The organism is Fervidibacillus halotolerans (assembly GCF_026547205.1).
Lineage (GTDB): Bacteria > Bacillota > Bacilli > Bacillales > Caldibacillaceae > Fervidibacillus > Fervidibacillus halotolerans.
In genome coordinates, this window is sequence record NZ_CP106877.1 from 2,765,858 (window position 1) to 2,787,830 (window position 21,973).

A 21,973-nucleotide genomic window follows, 5' to 3' on the forward strand; every position below is an offset into this window, starting at 1 on the left:
TTTTATTTTGTTTCCATATGATAATTTTTCCAATTTTTGTTCCTCAATAATGAAAAAATAATAGTATAATAAGAAAAGATGAAAAAGGGTGAAACCATTAATATATGTAATCCGTAAATATATTGCCCGCATAGAGCGGAGGGTTGAGGATGGAAGATCTTGTAAAGGCTAGGATAAAGGAAGTTTTAAAAGGAGATCAAAATGCCTTTGGAGAAATTATTGAATTATACAAAGACAAGGTATATCAAATTTGTTATCGAATGTTGGGGAATTCTTTTGAGGCGGAAGATTGTACTCAGGAAGCTTTTATTCGAGCCTATGTGAACATCGACCGTTATAATATAGATAGGAAATTTTCAACATGGTTGTTTCGAATTGCGACAAATCTATGCATTGACCGAATTCGGAAAAAGAAGCCCGATTATTATTTAGACGCAGAGATAGCGGGCGCGGACGGGTTAACGTTGTATTCCCAAATCCCGTCAAGCGGGCTTTCTCCTGATAAAAAGGTCGAAAGTATGGAGCTGCAAGATCATATTCAACAAGAGATTTTAAATTTACCTGAAAAATATCGGACGGTTATTATATTGAAGTACATAGAGGAACTGTCCCTCAACGAAATTAGTGAGATTTTGAATTTGCCACTTGGTACTGTTAAAACACGTATACATAGGGGTAGGGAAGCATTACGAAAAAAGCTTCGCCACATATGATGAGAGGGTGAAAACCTTGGGTAATCAATGCGATGAAAAATATGTTGAATATATGCATGAGTATTTGGATGGCGATATTTCAATCGAACACGAAAAAGAATTGCGAGAACATTTACAAACATGTTCTGCATGCAAAAAGCAATTTGAGGAATTGGAAAAAACGATCGCCCTTGTACAAAGTACTTCTCATATCCAAGCACCCCCTGGATTTACCGAAAAAGTATTGAAAAATTTACCAAAAGAAAAGAAAAATGTCTCAATCAAACGTTGGTTTGGTAGACACCCTTTTTTAACAGCAGCGATCATCTTTTTAACCTTAATGACGACCAGTATGGTATCCTCATGGGAACAGAAGAATGAGCAATTCACTGTAACCAAACATCCGGATATCATCATTGAAAATAATACGGCGATTGTTCCGGAAGGTGTGACGATTACGGGAGATATTGTTGTTGAAAATGGGGACATATTAATCGCTGGTAAAGTGGAGGGAAATGTAACGGTAATTAACGGGAAAGTAATCGAAGAAAAAAATGGTGGGGAAAGTTATTTAGCATCTGCTGGAGAAGTAACAGGGGATATTGAAGAAATCGATCAAGTTTTCGAATGGCTCTGGTTTCAAATAAAAAGCACGATGCAAAAAATATTGGAACATTAATCTTTACACAAAACAATAAACATGTAAGCTTGGCTTCTGTACCAAGCTTTTTTCATGGAAAAAATGCATAAATTTCATGGATTATCAGCTTTTCAACAGTCGAAAAAAATGGTTATAATGAAACAGCAATGAGTTGATCGGAGTTATGGTATAATAAAAATCATAAGATTGGAATAGGAATATAGTCATTTTAAATAAATCATTTGCGATTCCCATAAGCATAATTAAATGGAGGAAGATGTATGCCCTTTGCAAATTTTTTCGCTGATTTTACCATTTGGGATTATATATCAAGCATTGTTGACATCTTAGTTGTTTGGTATTTTATATATAAAATCTTTATGATCGTTCGAGGAACGAAAGCGGTTCAGTTGATAAATGGCATTTTTATTATTTTAATATTACGTGGAATAAGTGATATATTAGGATTGAAAACATTAGGTTGGTTAATGGAACAGGTCATCGATTGGGGATTTTTGGCCATCATCATTATATTCCAACCCGAGTTGCGAAGGGCTTTAGAACAGTTAGGGAGAGGAAAGATTTTTACTAGATCTAAACAAAAAGAAGCGGAAATTTTGGAGGAAATGATCGGTGCCATTGTAAAAGCAAGTGAGTATATGGCAAAAAGGCGCATCGGAGCATTAATTTCCATCGCTAAAGAAACAGGTTTAAATGATTACATTGAAACGGGGATCACCATGAATGCGAAAGTAACATCTGAGTTGCTAATTAATACATTTATTCCAAATACTCCGCTTCATGACGGTGCACTGATTATTCAAAACAATGAAATTAAAGCAGCAGCCTGTTATTTACCACTTTCGGAAAATCCGTTTATTTCAAAGGAACTTGGAACAAGACATCGGGCGGCATTAGGTATTAGTGAAGTAACCGATAGTATAACAGTAGTCATTTCCGAAGAAACTGGAGCGATTTCGGTTGCGAAAAATGGTGAACTGCACCACGATCTTACCCTTGAAGAGTTAGAAAGGATGTTGAAGGCAGGGCTTGTGAAGAAAGAGGAGACACCGACGACCATTAATTTTTGGAGTAAGTGGGTGAAAAAGAATGGATAAATTTTTCGAAAAGCTCATGGAAAGTAAGTGGTTTGTTCGGTTACTTGCCTTAACCCTTGCCTTGTTACTTTATGCGACGGCCTATATCGATAATCAAAGCGCAAGCCCCACTTTTTCTAATAATACGCATTCAGAAACGATAGAGGATGTGCCGGTGGAATTATACTATGATGAAGAAAACTTCGTCGTCACTGGTGCCCCTGCAACGGTGGATGTTCATATTTCAGGAAATTATAGTATCGTCCAAAGTACAAAAAATTTACGGGATTTTATCATCTACCTTGACCTAACAGAAGCAAAAATTGGTTCTCAAAGGGTAAAATTTGAGATTCGTGACATATCCGATAAATTACAAGTACGGATTGAACCGTCTTCAGTAATTGTCAATGTTCAAGAAAAAGTGACAAAAGAATTTTCCGTTGATGTGGAATTTAATAAGGGATTGTTGGAAGAGGGATATACAACGGAAGATCCGATTGTTGAGCCGAGTACTGTAAAAGTAACAGGCGGAAAAGATGTAATTGAACAAATCAGTTATGTGAAAGCGATTATTGAATCAAATGAAACAATAGACGAAACGTTTAAAAATTCCGCAAGAGTCACAGTGTTGGATAAAAATTTAAACAAATTGGATGTATCCGTTGAACCGGATCGGGTAGAAGTGACGATACCGGTTGTCAGTCCGAAAAAAACCGTTCCTGTCGTTATCAAACAGGAGGGTTCACCGAAAGAAGGAATATATATCAAAAGTATTGAACCTGTACTTAAGGAGATCGTAATTTTCGGAAAAAAAAGTGTAATTGAAGCGATTGATCAAGTTGAAATACCCGTTGATATAAGTGAAGTTGAAGAAAATACAGAATTATCCGTTCCAGTAGAATTGGACGAAGAAGTACAAGGGGCGACTCCGGAGACAATCGTTGTCAAAATTCAAGTGGACAAAGATGATACAAGAGAGTTTAAAGGGATACCGATTCGTGTTGAAGGACTAGATGAAAAATACGAGATTGATTTTATTAGCCCTTCTAATGGACAAGTTACTTTAACGGTTACGGGACCATCGGAGAAAATAATGTCCTTAACTGAAGAGGATTTGGATATATTTATTGATGTAGATGGATTGGATGAAGGTGAACATGAAGTAAAACTAGCAGTTAATGTTCCAGATGAAACGAAATGGGAATTAAATGTAGATACAGCTAAAATTCAAATTTCTGAAAAAACATAAAGGGATGTTTATCCTACCAAATGAAGTAACATCCAAAATAGGATTTGAAGAAAGATTCAATAAGAAGAGAATCTGTGAAAAAAGGAGCGAATGATTGATGGGAAAATATTTTGGAACGGACGGAGTAAGAGGGATTGCCAATCGCGACTTAACTCCGGAATTAGCGTTCAAATTAGGAAGATATGGTGGTTATGTATTAACGAAAGATCATGAACGTCCGAAAGTATTAATTGGTCGTGATACACGGATCTCAGGTCATATGTTGGAGGGGGCCCTTGTAGCAGGACTTCTTTCCATCGGTGCGGAAGTCATGCGATTAGGTGTCATCTCTACTCCCGGTGTTGCTTATTTAACAAAAGCGTTAAGCGCCAATGCGGGAATTATGATTTCCGCCTCCCATAATCCGGTGGAAGATAACGGAATTAAGTTTTTCGGTCCCGATGGTTTTAAACTTTCCGATGAACAAGAAGAAGAGATTGAAAATTATTTGAACAAAGAAACAGACGAATTACCACGACCGATTGGTAAAGAATTAGGTGTGTTAAATGATTATTTCGAAGGTGGGCAAAAATACATTCAATATTTAAAACAAACGGTTGATGACGATTTTTCAGGAATACATATCGCGTTGGATTGTGCCCACGGAGCGACATCCTCTTTAGCAAATTATTTATTTGCAGATTTAGAAGCGGATCTTTCTACAATGGGAAACTCACCGAATGGATTAAATATTAATGATGGTGTCGGTTCTACCCATCCGGAAAGTTTAGCACAATTCGTCGTTGAAAAGGGTGCCGATGTAGGTTTGGCATTCGACGGGGACGGTGACCGGTTGATCGCCGTTGATGAAAAGGGACAAATCGTCGACGGAGATCAGATAATGTATATATGTGGTAAATATATGAAACAATTGGGAACTTTGAAACAGCAGACGATTGTCACAACTGTTATGAGTAATCTCGGTCTTTATAAAGCAATGGAAAAACAAGGGATTAAAAGTGTAAAAACTGCAGTCGGTGACCGTTATGTAGTCGAAGAAATGAAGAAAAACGGATACAATTTAGGTGGGGAACAATCAGGACATATCATTTTCCTTGATTACAATACAACCGGTGATGGAATGTTAACCGGATTGCAACTCGTCAATATTATGAAACAAACGAAAAAACCGTTATCCGAATTGGCGAAGGAAGTGGAAAAATATCCACAAAAACTCGTCAATGTCCGGGTGAAAGATAAATACCATGTTTCGGAAAATGAACGGGTGAAAGCAGTAATCGATGAAGTAGAAAAAGAGATGGAAGGGAACGGTCGAATACTCGTCCGTCCATCTGGAACGGAACCCTTAGTACGAATTATGGTGGAAGCTCCTACTCAAGAAGCGTGTGAATCCTATGTGAATCGGGTAGCCAAAGTGGTTGAAGAAGAAATGGGATTAAAGGAAGAGGAAAATTAAGTACATTTGGGATGAATTAAAAACAAACGAATGTTTATTCAAATTCCTATATGCATAAGGGAACCAATTCGTTCCTTTATGCATATTTTTTTATAAACGCTTTTTGAAAAGGATCGGTAAAGCATAAAGGGAAAAATAACGTCGGACGAATTACCATTTCCTTTTCCTTCCAAAAAACTGTATTGACTTTCAAAAAGCGTTTATATTATGATTATATTGCTGTTACTCAAAAGAGGGAAGGAGGATCGTTTAACGGTTTTTAAAGCGCCAGAACTAACGGAATTTGCCGTTTTTCTCAATGATTTGAGTACGGCTCGGAGTCAGGTGGTCTTATATTTAATAAGCCTATCTATTTCGGGAAGTAAGACGGTAAATTTGTTAGTTGACGAGGTGAAGGTTGATCGAGTTTTTCGGCGGGTGCCTTCCGGTCAATCGCAGACCGTGATTTCTTCCTTAAAACAAGGAGGTGACTCTTTGGACAAAGGGGAGAAAATGCGAATTAGATACGTTTGGGAAAATAACAGAGATGAGGGGGCGAGATGCCCCCGATAGGAAATTTTGCTTATCATACGGTGGTGTCTTGCCCTCCTCATAAATAAAGGGAGGAAAATTGACACGATGTGTGGAATTGTTGGATATATCGGGAATCAAGATTGTAAGGAAATTTTATTAAAAGGTTTGGAAAAACTGGAATATAGAGGATACGATTCTGCTGGGATTGCACTTTTGAATCATGATGGCGTACACGTGTTTAAAGAAAAAGGACGAATTGCTGATTTACGTTCAATTGTTGATGAAGAAATCCATGGGGAAATCGGAATTGGTCACACACGTTGGGCTACTCACGGAAAACCGAGTAAAATGAATGCCCATCCTCATCAAAGTACATCAGGGCGATTTACCATTGTTCACAATGGCGTTATTGAAAACTATGAACATCTGAAACAACAATTTTTACAAAACGTATCGTTGAAAAGTGATACGGATACAGAAGTTATCGTTCAAATGATTGAACATTTTGTAGCAGAGGGTATGGACGTTCAAACGGCTTTCCGTGAAACGTTAAAACGATTAAAAGGATCCTATGCTTTAGCCCTTTTAGACAAGGAAAATGATAAGGTTATTTACGTTGCAAAAAATAAAAGTCCGTTGCTTGTCGGAATCGGCAGTGGATTTAATGTGATCGCATCCGATGCCATGGCTATGTTACAAGTGACGAAGCAATTCCTTGAGTTGATGGATCAAGAAACGGTAGTCGTCACAAAAGAATGGGTAGAAATTTTCAATTTGGACGGGGAAAAAATTGAAAGGGCCCCCTTTACGGCACAATTGGATGCGAGTGATATTGAAAAGGGAACGTATCCGCATTATATGTTGAAGGAAATTGAAGAACAGCCATTCGTTATTCGAAAAATTATCCAACAGTACCAAGACGAAGACGGAAATGTAACGATTGATCCTTCAATCGTCAGTGAATTCAATCAAGCGGACCGTCTTTATATTGTAGCCGCCGGAACGAGTTATCATGCGGGTCTTGTCGGCAAGCAATATTTTGAAAAACTCGCACAAATTCCTACAGAAGTCCATTTGGCCAGTGAATTTGTATATAATATACCTCTTTTATCGAAAAAACCGCTATTTATTTTTATTTCTCAAAGCGGTGAGACCGCAGATAGTCGAGCTGCTTTAGTAGAAGTGAAAAAATTAGGATATAAATCGGTAACAATCACGAACGTTCCAGATTCCACCCTTTCCCGTGAAGCAGATTATACATTGTTGCTTCATGCAGGACCGGAAATTGCCGTTGCATCAACGAAAGCTTATACTGCCCAAATTGCGGTCCTCGCTATTGTGGCTGATGTGTTACGGAAAAGTAAAGGTATCGAAAAGGATATCGACCTTGCCCATGAACTTGCAATTGTAGCAAATGCAATGGAGGAAATTTGTGATTCGAAGGATGAATTTGAAACGATTGCCAGCGATTATTTATCCTTTGCTAGAAACGCTTTTTTCATCGGACGAACGTTGGATTATGCCGTTTGTTTAGAAGGAGCTTTGAAGCTGAAAGAAATTTCCTACATTCAAGCGGAAGGATTTGCAGGCGGTGAACTAAAGCACGGACCGATTGCGTTAATTGAAGATGGAACACCTGTTATTGCTTTGGCAACCCAAGAAAACGTGAATTTAAATATTCGTGGAAATGTAAAAGAAGTGGTCGCTCGGGACGCCTATTCATGTATCATCTCCATGGAAGGATTGGAAATGAGTGGAGATCGATTCATTTTACCAGCTGTGCATGAATTATTAACCCCTCTAATCTCTGTAGTCCCATTACAATATATTTCCTATTACGCCGCCCTTCACCGCGGTTGCGACGTAGACAAACCACGCAACCTTGCCAAATCGGTAACGGTGGAGTAATAGAGGAGTTGTAAAGGAAGTTAGTTGCGATGAAACACCTCTTTGGGTATGAACTCTCTAAAGAGGTGTTTTTTATGTCAAAAAGAACGAAAACTTCGATCATTGATTAAAGGTTGAAAGAAGAGTTGGTACCCACAGTTAAAAATATCTCCCTGTAAAAAAGTCCGTCCCTCTGCTAAAAAGTTGGTACCCACTGTTAAATAGTCGGTATCTAGAGCGGAAGGAAGAGTAGGGGAAAATTAGCAGGCGAGCAATATGGACTCCATCAATTTTCAACCGTAAAACCAATGATATTTCAGGCTGGATCCAATCGTGATCCAGTCTTTTTGTTTCGCCCATAATTCTTCAATCCCTTGTCGCTATTCGGTTCACGGGTTGTCCAACACGATTCCAGTTGGTATCCGCACAATATCAAATTCAATATGATTCCATCTTTCTTTCAATCGTTTTTCATCATTTTTTTCTTCTTTTCTCCGGATTCCTTCTTCAATTTAAGGAAGAACTTTTTTACATAGACAGAATATTCGATACAAGCCAGAGTAGAAAAAAGAGGGAAAACCGAGCAAAGATGGCTGTTAGAGGGAAGAACTTTTTTACAGAAAACAGAAGGGGGAAAGAGGGTGTGGGACTTAGAGGCGCAACGGTTTGAAGGGGATTAGAGGGTGGAGAGGGATGGGGAAGAACTTTTTTACGGGGGAACAGTTGGACTGAAGCAAAAATTTCTCGGTATATCAAGGAAGGTAGGGGGTAAGGTGAACTTGCCTTTTACAAGCCTTGGCTAACGATTCAAGACGTGCCGTCACGAGGACGTGTGCACCGTTTTATTGGCTGGAAAACAACGCGTGAACATCATTTATTTTCGGATTTAGAATTTAATTATCATTGTTTTTGTGATTGGGCAGAAAATGTAATTGATATTCGTGAGTAGTTTCCCTTAGAACGAGAGCTAACATTAAAAATAGCTAAGGATCTAGGTATTATGCATCCGATTGATAATAAAACAAATACTCCTATTGTGATGACTACGGATTGCTTTTTAACTATGCGAGAAGGTTCTTCAGTTGTATATAAAGCGAGAACACTTAAATATGAAAAAGACCTTAATGACGAAAGAGTTATCGGAAAATTCGAAATAGAGAAATGTTATTGGGAGCAACAAGGTATTGATTGGGCAATTGTGACTGAGAAAGAGTTACCCATAACTTTTGTCAGTAATTTAAAGTTTTTACGTGATGCCTATTTTGTTAATGACGATGAAAACTTAGCTTTGTTAATGGAGGAATGGAGTAGTTTTACTGGCTCTGTACTTTCAAATCTACAAGCATTTGATAAAAAATACAATTTGGATTTAGGAACAGGAATTAGCTTATATAAGCATGCTTTAGCCAAAAAAATATTAAAAGTAAATATGTGAATGAATTTCATAATTCTTAGCCCTTGTCCTTCAACGAGTTCAAGAAACTAAAAAAGAAGCACCTCCCCAAATCTTGTATAATGGTCATAGTGGATAGGTTACACTTAGTTGGACAGATTCGTTAAGGTCATGTATACTTAAACCTCACAAAAAGATGGGAGAATAGAAAATATGAGCAACAGACCAAGAAGATCATTCACGAAAGAATTTAAAGAACAAATCGTCCAACTTTACCTTTCAGGCAAACCTAGGTGTGAAATAATCAAAGAATATGAGCTTACTCCATCTTCTTTTGATAAATGGGTTCGTCAGCATAAAACAAGTGAATCCTTTGAAGAAAAGGACAATAGAACTCCTGAGCAGGAAGAGTTAATTCGGTTACGTAAAGAAAATCAAAGACTGATGATGGAGAATGATATTTTAAAGCAAGCCGCGCTGATCATGGGACGAAAGTAGATGTGATTCGCAATAACCGTCACAAATACTCGGTATCAGCAATGTGCGCCGTCCTACAATTACCTCGAAGCACGTACTATTATGAGGCGAAAATTCGAGATCATAAGGTAGAAGAATTAACAACTTTAATTATAAAAATTTTCAAAGACAGTCGAAATATTTACGGCCAAAGAAAAATTAAAAAAGAGCTACAAAAACAAGGCTGGACAGTATCGCGTCGTCGTATTGGGCGTATCATGAAACAACAGGGACTTGTTTCCAAATACACGGTCGCTCAATTTAAGACGAAAAAAGCAACCGTAAATGAATCAGGAATTGGAAATGTACTCAATCGAAATTTTAAGCAAGCCAAGGAATTAAAAGTAGTTGTAAGCGATTTAACATATGTTCGAGTAAGAAAAAAATGGCACTATATTTGTATTTTAGTAGATTTATATAACCGTGAAATTATTGGTTACAGTTCAGGCCCACAAAAGAATGCAGAGCTTGTTCATCGAGCCTTTTCATCCGTTAAATACAATCTAAATCACCTCGAATGATTTCATACTGATCGAGGCAGTGAATTTAAAAATCGTTTGATCGATCAAGCGTTAGAAACGTTTGGTATTAAAAGATCTCTAAGCGAAAAAGGAACCCCTCATGATCATGCGGTTGCCAAGGCAACGTTCAAAACGATTAAAACTGAATTCGTTAATGGTCGAGTATTTGATAATCAACAAGAGCTTGAACTAGAGTTATCCGACTACGTAAATTGGTTTATTACCAGACGAATTCATGGTTCTTTGGGTTATTTAACGCCAAAGGAATTTAAAGAAAACAATCTGGCTGAAACGAACACTGCTCACCAGCGAATACTTAGAATCGATTTGTCTGTGTTACAATTTATCTCCAGGTAAGCCCTTTAGGCTTTATTTTCGCCTAACCTGCATACAATCCACTACACAGACAAAAGCAAAGTCAATGGTAGGCTAGTTGATGGACCTTAAAAAAATTGTCCAATTTAGTGTTGACATACCAATCAAGGCTATTTATCGTAAAGAAGCAGGCTTGTTGAAAAGTATTGTTTAGCATGGTTAATAAAAAGAAAGGAGGATAGTAAAATGTATTTAGTTTTATTCACTATAATTTATTGTGTAATAACACGGGTCTTGGATGTAGACTATGGACCTGCTCTGGGAATTTATATAATAGGTCTAGGACTCGCCAAAGGATGGCGTACTAAGGAATTAAAAGATGTCTTTAACTTTAGAAAAACTAAAGATTTGTATGAAAAATATGGATTTAAAGATTCTTTAATGGAGTATTTGTCTCTATTCTTAGTTTTTTTAAATTCTCTTTTAATCGGTAATACGTCTTACACTGCTTTTGAATATATTTGGTTTTTCTTTCTTGTTGCAGCTGTATACCGCTTTATATTTTGGGGTGTAACACGAGCAATCAGGACTGGAAACTAACTTAACGGTGTAAAAGCCAGCCAATGTTCTAGAATATGGTGAGATTGTAGAAAAAACGTCACTTTTTATTTCAACTAATGGGGTATTTAGTTATACAATAGATTATAAAAAGAGAACGCTTGGCCTTTATTATGACAAGCGTTTTTGTTTGCCATTTCTACTGTTATTTATGGTGTAAAACATACGGTGTTTTAATATGTCATTTCACCTGTTTTTTCACATTTTATCCACGGTATCGGAACTACTTATCTCATTTTGAGAAGGATTTTTTTATTGTCTACATAAAGAAAAACTGATATCCAAAAGCACATCAGTTTACTGTCGTTTGATACTTTTTTACCATTACAATCAAAGAATGTACCGCTTTTAGCTTTACTCTCATCTTCATCTATATCTGTTACATCTTCAACAAAGAGTAAGTTTTCGGCTAAACCAGTTTGAATTTGACCTCGAAGTAAGACACTGAGACAGGAAGAGTCTATTAAGTAACTCTTATCCATTCCACCAACTAACATCACATTGTTTTTGATTAACTGTGCAAGGGCTGATGGTAAAGCATCTTCAATGTCATAAATGGTTAGTTCATTTCCGTCCATTTCAAAAGTACCTAACGTTTCTCAATCTACACAAACTCCTTTAGCTGAGATGTTAGAAGAAATTGAAGTTCTTCATCTCTATTATGAAGAAGCGGTAAAAGAAGATCGACAGCATTAATCCTCTAAAACGGAAAAAGCCTTTACTAAAATCCCTCAACAAATTATTAACAGAGAAAACAAAGTGTAATAGATTTTTTTATAGTCCAAGTTAACACCTCCGTTTCTATATTTCAGTTTATTATAAACTTTTTATGAAAAGGTTTGTATTTTTCGGAAAAATTCGATAAAACGAAGTTGTTGGATATTATATCCAAACAAAAAATGGAGGTGTAAGGTTATGATGAAAAAGCTTTTGGTTGCTCTAAGTCTTGTTCTTGTTTTGTCTAGTAGTCTCATGTCCTTTGGTCAAACAGTTGATGCTAGTGAAATTCCTAACAGGACTGACGATGAAATGATCCAAGCCGCAGAAAAAATTTCTAGTTATTTCGAAATCGACGAAGATGGTAATGTAATGTTTACTGCTGATGAAGAGACATTAGTTAATGAACTAGGAATATCTAAAAATGAAGCTGAATCAATGATTAACGCTGCTGAAAAAATATCAAAAAACCCAAGAGGTTCATTGGATAATGTATCAGGAGACGAAATCCAACCTATGGGTTTTGTAGGTGTTACTCTTCATTTAGGACCTGAAGTTCGTGCAATGAGTGGTTGGGCAGCAGGTGCATTCGCAGCAGGATATGTAGGCTGGTATGCTAAAACTTTTGCTGTTAATCCAATTACTGCTGGTGTAGCTGCTCTTATTACTGCCACTACAGGTGTTGTAGTCAAAAACGCAGTTGAAGACAACCTTAGAACTGTTAGGGTAGGAATGAATATCTGGGGAATGAATGTAAACTATCCTGTGTATATTCCATAATTAGCCCACAAAGATGATTTATTTCTGTCATAAAAACAATTTTGATACAACAACATACTATAATTGCGTAATTCGAGAATTTACATACTCTAGCAAAGAGCTAATTTTTACCTCAAGATCAAAGAGTATGAGTTTACCAACTAATGTGTCAACTTCCACCATGAGTGTAAAATTTGCTGTGTAATTAGGAATACGTAACATTCTTTCTTACCGATTAATATTACAACCCCCTTTAACTTCAAGTAAATATACACTTTATATAACTATCCTGTTCTATGATCATACAACTAGAGTCTGTCACCACCCGTAAAATACAAAATAAGTCAAGTAAAGATTTAAATTAAAAAGAACCAGGAGAAATCCTGGTTCTTTTCTTATTCTAATTCCTAATTTTGAATAAAGATCAACAACATCAAATCCTGCTAATGTGTTATTTCTGCATGAATGGGAGTTAAGAAACCAAGAAAAAGCCCGCTTTACCCGATTTATTTCATAGAGAAAGTCCTGATGTAGTTCTTCGTCTGTCATGCCTTTTAGACAATCTTCCTATGAAACACGGCTTGAGTTAGTTTTTAAATCTAATTCACCGAGCCATCTACCAACTTGTATAAAATGCTCAAATTACTGGATGGTATTTCATAAAGAACAGTTATATAAACCCTTGTTTTCTCCACACGAGTATCAACTGTGTATATTTTATCTTCTGATTGCATGATTTTGCCCTTATTTAGCTTTGGTCGGTTTGCATCCACTAAGAAATCGTGTTTCTTTTCTAATTCGAAGCAATCCTGCAATATTTCACTTATATAATCACGATACACTGGATTAAAATCCTTTTTAAATAATCGTGTATCCGTTACGTATTCCAATGCTAATAGAATGGTTTCAAACACGGCATAAACCTCTTTGTCTATAATTCCTTCATCCTTTAGGGAAGGAAGTAATTTAATCAGTTCTTCCAGATATATATAAAGTAATTAGCTAGTTTGGTGCATATAAGGAGATAATAGATCAACCATTTCATATGTCTGTGATAGCATTCCCTTATCAATTTTAATTGGTATTTCTGGCCCCTCGCTAGGAATGATTAATTCTCACGTTCATCGTTCGTTTTTAAATACTAGTTCCTGTGTTTATGGCATTATAAAAATGTAGGTTTTGGCACTCCTTTTATGTAGGTTCTCCTTGAAGGGAGACAAAAAAATAGCCACTTGCGAACATCCCTTAAATTCATTACACTTCCTGTTGGATGAACTAGTAAAACAGGAGGTAAGATAAGGAGATGTTACAAGTGACCGATATACAGTATATCAGACAAGAAGTAAATAGAAAAGGGTGCAGTTATTCAGATGTCGCAAGGCGAACCAATGTGGATTACCGGACAGTAAAAAAATACGCTGACATGGAAAAATTTATCTCCCTGTAAAAAAGTCCGTCCCTCTGCTAAAAAGTTGGTACCCACTGTTAAATAGTCGGTATCCAGAGCGGAAGGAAGAGTAGGGGAAATTAGCAGGCGAGCAATATGGACTCCATCAATTTTCAACCGTAAAATCATTGATATTCCAGGCTGGATCCAATCGTGGTCCAGTCTATTTGTTTGTTTCGCCCATAATTCTTCAATCCCTTGTCGTTATTGGATTCACGGGTTGCCCAACACGATTCCAATTGGCATCCTCACAATACCAAATTCAATATGATTCCATGTTTTTTTCAATCGTTTTTCATCATTTTTTCGTCATTTCTCTTGATCCTCTCTTTCATTCCAAGAAGAACTTTTTTACATAGACAGAATTTTCGATACAAGCCAGGGCGGAAAAAAAGAAGGGAAAACCGAGCAAATATGGCTGTTAGAGGGACGAACTTTTTTACAGAAAACAGAAGGGGGAAAGAGGGTGTGGGACTTAGAGCCGAAACGGTTTGAAGGGGATTAGAGGGTGGAGAGGAATGGGGAAGGACTTTTTTACGGGGGAATACAATTATCAAAACTGGAGCGTGGATTTCATTTGTTTTGGCGAAGTGTAACACTACTTAAAGAAACATTGCCAATATTGAGAGCTCACCATTTACAGGATCAGCGATTAGGGAACTGAAATCACTACAAGTCGATAGCCTAGTCACCTTTTTCGTTGGGGAAAACGGTCGCGTAAATCCACCTTGCTTAAGGCGATTGCGTCCAGTGCGTCTTTAATACGGCAGAAAACAATGCATATGAGGTGGATTGATCCCATGCCGTATTACGGGACTTCATCCGTTTGTCCTGGATGCCAAAAGTAACTCGGGATTCTTCCTAAGAGAGACTATTTATTATAAGTTAGCGATTGTTTATATAGTAATGGTGTTCACGAAATAATATATGTTGAACAAAACTACTGAATTTTTATATAATATTGAAATATTCGTGATGTCGTTATATAAATATAGTAGCTATTGGTAGAAAGTGGTAAAAAGTGAAAAAGAACAAAACAGAATAAAGCTATCTATTAAAAAGACTGACTTTGGAGAAGCATTTCAGTCATCTAAATTTGCTAAAGGTAATGGATGCGTCAAAACATAATAAGGAATAGACGTCGTTGTACTTGCGGAACGACGTCTACAAAACTTTGAGGTGAGATGCGTTGTATAGCACATTTTCTATTATCCGTATCTGGATCTACACATTTACATCATCATTCGCGATATTGTATGCCCCAATTCTTTTGCTATTTTATGAAAGTAAAGGAGTAAACATTGCGCAAATTGGTATTTTATTCGCAATTAGTTCGGTAGTTAATATAATTACTGAAGTTCCCTTCGGAATGTTTTCTGATAACTATTCAAAAAAACTAAGTGCTGTATTAGGTGTTTGTTTTACGATTATAGGTTTACTTATATATATTAATGGCGAAGGTTTAATTGAAATGGCCATTGCAGTAGGAATACTTGCGGTAGGATTATCTGGTAAATCTGGGGCTGTAGAGGCGATATTAGTAAGGACAGTAAAAAATCAAGATACTTTCTTTCATATTAGCAATTATACTACTTATTTAGCGAATGCGATTAGTGGCATAATGGTAGGTTTTATATTTAAAGTTAATGAATTGTACCCATTTTACATTTCAATTGGTTGTGAAATTATTCTACTTATATTGGTTCTTTCTGTTAAAGAAAATGTTAAAGAATCAAAAGAATTTTCCAAAACTTCAAATAAAATGAGTTTAAAAAAAGTAATTCTTTTTATAAATAATTATAAATTTATGTTCTTAGTTCTCTTTGTATCATACTTTTTCATTCCTCAAATTAGTGTTTATTTTCCGGAATATTTAGATGTTCAAAAATTACCTGTTGAGTCATTCGGGATCATATATTTTGTGATGAATTTAATTCCTATGGTAGGTACATATATTTACAAAAAAAGACTTGCAAAAATGAAAACAGAAAAATTAGTACTAACTAGTCTCATTCTACTTTCTATATATATGTTCATAATGGGATTATTTAAAAACGTTATTATAGGTTTAACAGTATACGCATTGTCAAGAATCATTATAGGGTGGTTTTGGATGGTATTCTCTATTTATTTTAACACTATATCAAATGATTCGAATAAAGCTACCGTATTTTCAGTTAAGGGAATGGTAATGAACATAGCATTTATTTTAAGTGATCCATTTTTTGGATATGTTATTTTTAAAAATGGTATTTTTTACTCTTATTTAATTACAAGTTTATTCGTTTTTATAAGCGGTGTCCTTCTCTTTTTAAGACATAATTCTGTCTTGCAAAAAGGTAGGAAACATATATACATAGAGAAATGATGTAATATCAGAAGGGAATTTTTTGGTGAACTATAAATAATGGGGAATATGAACTTGATGAATTTGTAATACTTCTTTTACTCCGCTTAAAGACTATGTGAATGTTTGTAGTTGATAACGTTCTTGGGGCTGCCTATTATTTTTGAAGCCCCATTTATTTTTTTGAAAAATGTCCAAATTATGATAATTCAACACTATTGATAAAAGCCAAGAACGCAATTGAATGAAAAGGATTAAATTCTATAAATCCAGAGGTAGAAACAAAGAATGCGGAATACCCTCCGGGGGAAGCGCAGGTGGAGTTCGGCACTCATGGATCCCTTCAATATGTTCCTCCAATGCTGCTGTTGTTTCGTTGACTGTGTTGGTGAAATCATGCTATCGCTGATTTAAACATCGAAGGAGCAGAGGAAAAAGCTAAAGAAATTAACGAAAAATATGAGCTTGCCCTTCGGTAGCAATACATCTTGCCAAATGAGTTTCAAGCACCCAAAACATTTTTATTGGCACTAGAAGATTAAGATTTAGCATCAATGCGCTATTCTTGACTTTGTTTACTGTCGTGGGGGTGTGTAAGTTGGCGAATGGTAAAAAAAGCCCTGGGAGGGACTTCATCCGCACACTGAGCGTACCACGACCGATTTTTTCTAAGTTCGAGCTGTTCGGGTCCCTGAATCTAACCAGCAAGAACTAAGAAAAGGCAGAAGGTCACGGACAAAGCTATCGCTGTGGCTTTGTGTTTCACCTAGAAATAGAAGTTTTACCGATTAAAATGAGCAGTCTAACCCATCTTACTGGAACAGGGTCATTTACACAAAATTATTGACACACCCTCAATAATGTGTAAAATGTATATATATAATATACACATTTTCGCGAGAGAGGTTTTTGTATGCAAATCATAATTTCAAACCAATCTAAAGAACCGATTTATAGACAAATTTATGCTCAAATTAGGAAACAAATTTTAACAAATGAACTAAAGGCTGGCGAGTTACTGCCTTCCATGCGTCAATTAGCGAAAGATTTAGATATAAGTATCATTACAACAAAGCGAGCATATGAAGAACTTGAAAATGACGGCTTTATTTACTCAATAGTTGGAAAAGGATCGTTTGTATCTGAACAAAATAAAGAAATGATTCTGGAAAGGAAAATGAAAGTCATTGAAGAACAACTAATGTCTGCAATTCAAAATAGTAAAGAAATAGGAATAGAATTAGAAGAATTAAAAGAACTACTTACATTGTTATATAAGGGGGATACATGATGGAAAGTGTAATTGAATTACAGCATGTATATAAAGCTTTTAAAGGATTTGAATTGAAAGACTTATCTATCTCTGTTAAGAAAGGCTTTGTTACAGGGTTTATTGGTGGTAATGGAGCTGGAAAATCCACAACCATCAAGCTGATTATGAATTTATTACAACCGGATAGTGGAACAATTTCTATTTTTGGTATGGATTTAAAAAAAAATGAAAAAGAAATAAAACAACGAATCGGCTTTGTGTTCGATAGTAACATTTTTTATGAAAATATTACATTGACTGAGATGAAGGAAATTATTAAACCTGCCTATCGAAAATGGGATGATTCCTTATTTGATCAATATGTAGATATGTTTGAACTGCCTTTAAAGAAAAATTTAAAAACCTTTTCAAAAGGGATGAAGATGAAAGCCTCACTAACCATCGCATTATCCCACCATGCTGAGTTAATTATCATGGATGAACCTACATCGGGATTAGATCCGATCTTTCGTAGTGAATTATTAGATATCCTACGCAATCTTATACAGAATGGAGAAAGAACGATCTTTTTTTCAACGCACATTACGACAGATTTAGATCGAATAGCAGATTATATAACCTTTATTCATAATGGGCAACATATCTTCACAAAAGAGTATTATAAAATCGAAGAGGAATTCGCAATAGTAAAAGGAGGACCGAATCTATTAGATCGTGATACAGAACAAGAATTTATCGGAATTCGTAAAACTAATCACGGATTCCGAGCATTGACAGCGAATAAACAACGTATAGAAAATATTTTTGGTGACACGGTCATTATAGAGAAACCCACACTTGAGGATATTATGCTATATACAAAGAAAGGAGAAGAGAGAGATGCTAGATCTTATTCGTAAAGATATGATATTACAGAAGAAAACATTGCCATTCATGTTGTTATTTTTGTTTATCTATTTATTTGTAAATGTTTCTACTTCTTGGGTGGCTATCGTTTTTTGTATTGTAATCATCATGAATGCTTTTGAAACGGATGAAACATCGTCAGCCAATCTGCTTTTAAATTCTTTACCATATACACGAAAGGAAATTGTCAGTTCAAAGTATATTGGTGCGCTATTTTTTATTTTTCTAACTCTGCTGCCTATTTTTATAGGAAATTGGATGATTCATGGAGAAATCATGCATTGGAAAGTATTATTGTTCATTACAAGCATTGTAATGGGATTTATTTCATTTGCTTTCCCATTTTCTTATTTATTTAAAAGTAAATATTTATTGATTGGATCTGGTGCTGTGTTTGTTATTTATATGGTTACCCTAAGGTTTATACCTGATTTGAATGATAGGGTAAGAGAGGTAGTCCAAACGGTTCTATCTTTGGATAATTCCCTGTTTTATTTTACCATAATATTATCGGTTGCACTTCTTTATGTTCTTTCGTGGATACTCTCGATTCGAATTTATAGTAGAAAAGTTTTTTAGAGACGATTGTTTAAAGGATTTTTAAAATTTATCGTAACATCTAAAAGGTCCTGAAAATAAAATTATAGAAATGTTTGAAATCAGGTTACATCGGCTCATTCACCATTCCCGTTTAATCTTATTTAATATTTTTTCTCCCTAACATGTCTCCCTACAGAACCCTGACGACACAAAAAAGTGTGACGATGATTGGAAAATAATTTGAGGGGGAAGGGAATAGGACTCAAGGGAATCGAAGAAAGTATTTGACGGTGCTTTTCTCGATTCCTTTTTATTTGGAGGAGCAAAAAGAAGGGTAAGGGGGAGAAGGGAATCCCCTTCCCTTAGTCCTTTTACCCTATCTTTTTCTCGTCAAACTTTTTTGTATGGTATTTTCATTCAACTATCCTTCAATCCCTTGTAGGACAAGGCTTCGAGCAGAGTGGATGGGGAAAAGGGAAATCGTCAAGGGATTTTGTATCAGAACAGTAGTTGTAGACAGAAAATAAATCCCGTCCTGAGAAAATAAAAACTGTTCAGAGACAATCAATAATATCCAAGAAGTCTAGTGTGGCCAGGGTTTTGCCTGAGTTCATTCTGGCTTTTTCTTCTTTTGGAGTGGTACAGGGGATAGATATCTCCTATAAAAAAGTCCGTCCCTCTGTTAAAAAGTCGGTATCCAGAGCGGAAGAAAGAGTGGAGAAAAAAGTAGATGAACAATATGGACTCAATCAATTCTCAACCGTAAAATCCATGATATTTCAGGCTGGATCCAATCGTGGTTCGTTCTTTTTGTTTCGATTATTTTGCTTATACAAAAGTTTATACGTTACCTATAAATAAAATATAAATACTTAAAATTTGTTGACGGAAACATATTGCATAATTATAATTATTCTGAAAAGTGTTAAGTAGATGAACAGTTCGAGTAGTTCAGAATCCGCTGAAAAAGTCGTTTATTTGACCATCCAAGATTTTATTGAGAAATTGGCAGGGAGAAAGTGACAAGGATTTGCCGAAGCGCATGAAGCTTCGAGCGAATGTTTGAAGAACGTTATAATTAACCGAATAATGCGAATAAACGAGATAAGAGGAATTCTCCCTTTCCATACAGGAGACTGAATCTTCAGTTTCACCTGTGTGAGAAAACTAGTCCCCAATCCATTATAATAAATCCATTCAGAGATATCCCATCTTTCTTGTATTGCACAAAATTCTTGCCGGTATCTTTTAATAGAATTCTTTTTTTAAAATAATTTTATCTTATTTTGAAAAGACAACACTATGGTGGTATGTATATGTTACAAAAAAGAAATATGTCTTTATTTGTAATCAATGATTTTGTTTCACAAATCGGAAATAGCATCTTTTCATTATTAATCATGTGGTATGTGTATGAAACAACTACATCCGCAATAGCCACAGCTCTAATTGGTTCCTTTACCCATATTAGTGGTTTTTTTATTGGCCCAATTGCTGGAGTTTATGCTGATCGAAGTAAAAACCCCAAATCGTTGTTGTCTTTAATTTTGAGGTTTAATTCCTTCATTTTCTTAGTTATGGTCATTTGCATCTATCTATTAAGTAACGATATTGAGATATTTGCTGTTTTTATTCTTGTTGCATTAAGGGAAATTTCATTTGATCTGTTGTATCCTGTTGAAACGAGAATAATCCCCTTGATTGTACCAAAAGAGGCTGTTGCCAAACTAATCGGATATAGAAGTGTTTCTGGTAGTATTGCATCTTTATTAGGTAAGGCTATTTCTGGTTTTGTTATTTCACTGGTTGGCATTATCGGAGGTTTAATACTGAATTCCATAACATTTTTTCTTAGTTCAATATTAGTGAGTTTGTTGAAATTCATTCAACCGCCTAAAAATAGTATAGAGAACGATTTTAATAACAGAGATGATCAAAGTTTAGAAAGCAAACGAATGAAATTGAAAACAGAGATATTGGAAGGTGTAAAAATTTTATGGAATCATGACTATCTAAAAAAACTCGCAATTATTATTAGTTTATTAAATGTAGTTAGTATGATTGGTCCGATTATTGTTGTTTATTTCACCAGTTATTTAAATACTACATCCGAAGCATATGGAGTTTTTAATTCACTACTGACTTTGGGAGGACTTATAAGTGGATCGATCATTGGATTCCTGACAAAAAAACATAGTAATTCTACAATCATTTTATTTGGATGGTCATTGTTGTCTGTCGTATTCATTGTTATGGCATTTAATAAGGTGATTTGGATCATCTTCGTTATGGGATTCCTATTAGGCATATGTATAACCTTACCTAATATTATTTTAGATTCAGTGCAAATTCTAATTATTCCCGATGAATACAAAGGACGTGTTTCTACCCTTTTACAATCGGTCAGTGTTGTTCTAATTCCTTTATCAATTTTTTTAGGTGGAATAATAGCTGATCATTTTGGTGCGAATTATGTGTTTTTATTTTGTGGCTTGTGGCAATTTTTCGTGGTTTTGCTCGTATATAAAAATCGTGAAATGTTTAATATACAAAGTACAGAAACAGAAACGGCTGGATGATAGAATAATTGAAGTAATATATCATTTTGGCATAAACCAAGTATCTCCTATTTCCCACTCTTTTCACTTGGAGTAAGAAGAAAATAATAGAAAAGGGAGCTAATCAGCGCTTTTTTTTGACAGTCGAACGAATCCAATCTTGCAAAGATTATTGTTTGTCTAAAAAGGATTTTCACATCTCATGTCGGTATGTGGAAAAATTCGGATGAAGTATTGGGAGAAGAGTTTGACGATGTATTGGGAAAGGGTAAGTTTCTTTCACGTAATGGAATATCGAAACATTTTGGAATCGATCGATTGATGTTGATTTTCAAAAGGGAACAGTAGAGTAATGAAAAAATGTTTTACAAGTATCGTGCTCACAACTACTGAATAAAAATCGCTGTACAAACCGATTGCCTTTTTATGTTTAATCAAATATGTTCCTTTCTAGCAATATCCTTCACAATATCTAGTTACTTGAGCGACAGGAAAATTAAGTTCAAAGTGGTACAATCCTTATTAAAAT

General features: G+C 35.5%; 17 protein-coding genes and 1 pseudogene. 16 read left to right on the forward strand and 2 right to left on the reverse strand.

All coding sequences use genetic code 11. The features are described 5' to 3' along the window. Nucleotides 1-149: 149 nt before the first annotated feature. The 9 genes and pseudogenes from sigW (at nt 150) to OE105_RS13130 (ending at nt 10,879) form a co-directional block, all read left to right on the forward strand. On the forward strand, nt 150-713 hold the full coding sequence (sigW, locus tag OE105_RS13090) for an RNA polymerase sigma factor SigW (RefSeq protein WP_275420582.1): 564 nt from the start codon (nt 150-152) through the stop codon (nt 711-713). 7 nt (nt 714-720) lie between these two features. Then, nucleotides 721-1,371 carry a zf-HC2 domain-containing protein gene (locus tag OE105_RS13095; RefSeq protein WP_338030914.1) on the forward strand — a complete coding sequence of 217 codons (651 nt, stop codon included), beginning with the start codon at nt 721-723 and terminating at the stop codon, nt 1,369-1,371. A gap of 242 nt (nt 1,372-1,613) precedes the next feature. Continuing rightward, nucleotides 1,614-2,450 (forward strand): diadenylate cyclase CdaA, encoded by an 837-nt coding sequence (cdaA, locus tag OE105_RS13100; RefSeq protein WP_275420583.1) that lies wholly within the window; start codon nt 1,614-1,616, stop codon nt 2,448-2,450. Continuing rightward, nucleotides 2,443-3,678: a CdaR family protein gene (locus tag OE105_RS13105; RefSeq protein ID WP_275420584.1), complete on the forward strand. Its 1,236-nt coding sequence runs from the start codon at nt 2,443-2,445 to the stop codon at nt 3,676-3,678. Before cdaA ends, OE105_RS13105 begins: the two co-directional genes overlap by 8 nt. A 97-nt stretch (nt 3,679-3,775) precedes the next feature. Then, entirely contained in the window at nt 3,776-5,134 is a 1,359-nt protein-coding gene (gene glmM, locus OE105_RS13110) for a phosphoglucosamine mutase (protein WP_275420585.1), read from the forward strand. Between the two features lie 618 nt (nt 5,135-5,752). After that, nucleotides 5,753-7,555, forward strand: a complete 1,803-nt coding sequence (gene glmS, locus OE105_RS13115) for a glutamine--fructose-6-phosphate transaminase (isomerizing) (protein WP_275420586.1) — start codon at nt 5,753-5,755, stop codon at nt 7,553-7,555. Between the two features lie 979 nt (nt 7,556-8,534). Further along, complete coding sequence (locus tag OE105_RS13120; RefSeq protein WP_275420587.1) at nt 8,535-8,969, forward strand: TnsA endonuclease N-terminal domain-containing protein; 435 nt, start codon at nt 8,535-8,537, stop codon at nt 8,967-8,969. A gap of 171 nt (nt 8,970-9,140) precedes the next feature. After that, a pseudogene (locus tag OE105_RS13125) lies at nt 9,141-10,321 on the forward strand (IS3 family transposase). A 204-nt stretch (nt 10,322-10,525) separates the two neighbouring features. Beyond that, nucleotides 10,526-10,879, forward strand: a complete 354-nt coding sequence (locus tag OE105_RS13130) for a hypothetical protein (RefSeq protein ID WP_275420588.1) — start codon at nt 10,526-10,528, stop codon at nt 10,877-10,879. A 245-nt stretch (nt 10,880-11,124) separates the two neighbouring features. On the opposite strand, the gene OE105_RS13135 is transcribed toward OE105_RS13130, so the two are convergent. Next, nucleotides 11,125-11,475: a hypothetical protein gene (locus OE105_RS13135; RefSeq protein WP_275420589.1), complete on the reverse strand. Its 351-nt coding sequence runs from the start codon at nt 11,473-11,475 to the stop codon at nt 11,125-11,127. A 337-nt stretch (nt 11,476-11,812) separates the two neighbouring features. Between OE105_RS13135 and OE105_RS13140 the strand changes: the two genes are divergently transcribed. Beyond that, nucleotides 11,813-12,394 carry a hypothetical protein gene (locus OE105_RS13140; RefSeq protein WP_275420590.1) on the forward strand — a complete coding sequence of 194 codons (582 nt, stop codon included), beginning with the start codon at nt 11,813-11,815 and terminating at the stop codon, nt 12,392-12,394. 578 nt (nt 12,395-12,972) lie between these two features. Here the strand turns inward: OE105_RS13140 and OE105_RS13145 are convergent. Then, nucleotides 12,973-13,287, reverse strand: a complete 315-nt coding sequence (locus OE105_RS13145; RefSeq protein WP_275420591.1) for a hypothetical protein — start codon at nt 13,285-13,287, stop codon at nt 12,973-12,975. 389 nt (nt 13,288-13,676) lie between these two features. Between OE105_RS13145 and OE105_RS13150 the strand changes: the two genes are divergently transcribed. The 6 genes from OE105_RS13150 (at nt 13,677) to OE105_RS13175 (ending at nt 21,465) form a co-directional block, all read left to right on the forward strand. Then, nucleotides 13,677-13,820, forward strand: a complete 144-nt coding sequence (locus OE105_RS13150; protein WP_275420592.1) for a hypothetical protein — start codon at nt 13,677-13,679, stop codon at nt 13,818-13,820. Nucleotides 13,821-15,009: 1,189 nt separating this feature from the next. Next, nucleotides 15,010-16,188, forward strand: coding sequence for an MFS transporter (locus tag OE105_RS13155; RefSeq protein ID WP_275420593.1), 1,179 nt, complete (start codon nt 15,010-15,012; stop codon nt 16,186-16,188). Nucleotides 16,189-17,080: 892 nt separating this feature from the next. Then, entirely contained in the window at nt 17,081-17,458 is a 378-nt protein-coding gene (locus OE105_RS13160; protein ID WP_275420594.1) for a GntR family transcriptional regulator, read from the forward strand. Beyond that, nucleotides 17,458-18,339 carry an ABC transporter ATP-binding protein gene (locus OE105_RS13165; RefSeq protein WP_275420595.1) on the forward strand — a complete coding sequence of 294 codons (882 nt, stop codon included), beginning with the start codon at nt 17,458-17,460 and terminating at the stop codon, nt 18,337-18,339. The genes OE105_RS13160 and OE105_RS13165 overlap by 1 nt, the downstream gene beginning before the upstream one ends. Next, a complete protein-coding gene (locus OE105_RS13170; protein WP_275420596.1) occupies nt 18,320-18,925 on the forward strand; it encodes an ABC-2 transporter permease in 606 nt (201 codons plus the stop codon). Before OE105_RS13165 ends, OE105_RS13170 begins: the two co-directional genes overlap by 20 nt. 1,277 nt (nt 18,926-20,202) lie before the next feature. Further along, nucleotides 20,203-21,465, forward strand: coding sequence for an MFS transporter (locus tag OE105_RS13175; protein WP_275420597.1), 1,263 nt, complete (start codon nt 20,203-20,205; stop codon nt 21,463-21,465). Nucleotides 21,466-21,973: the final 508 nt, after the last annotated feature.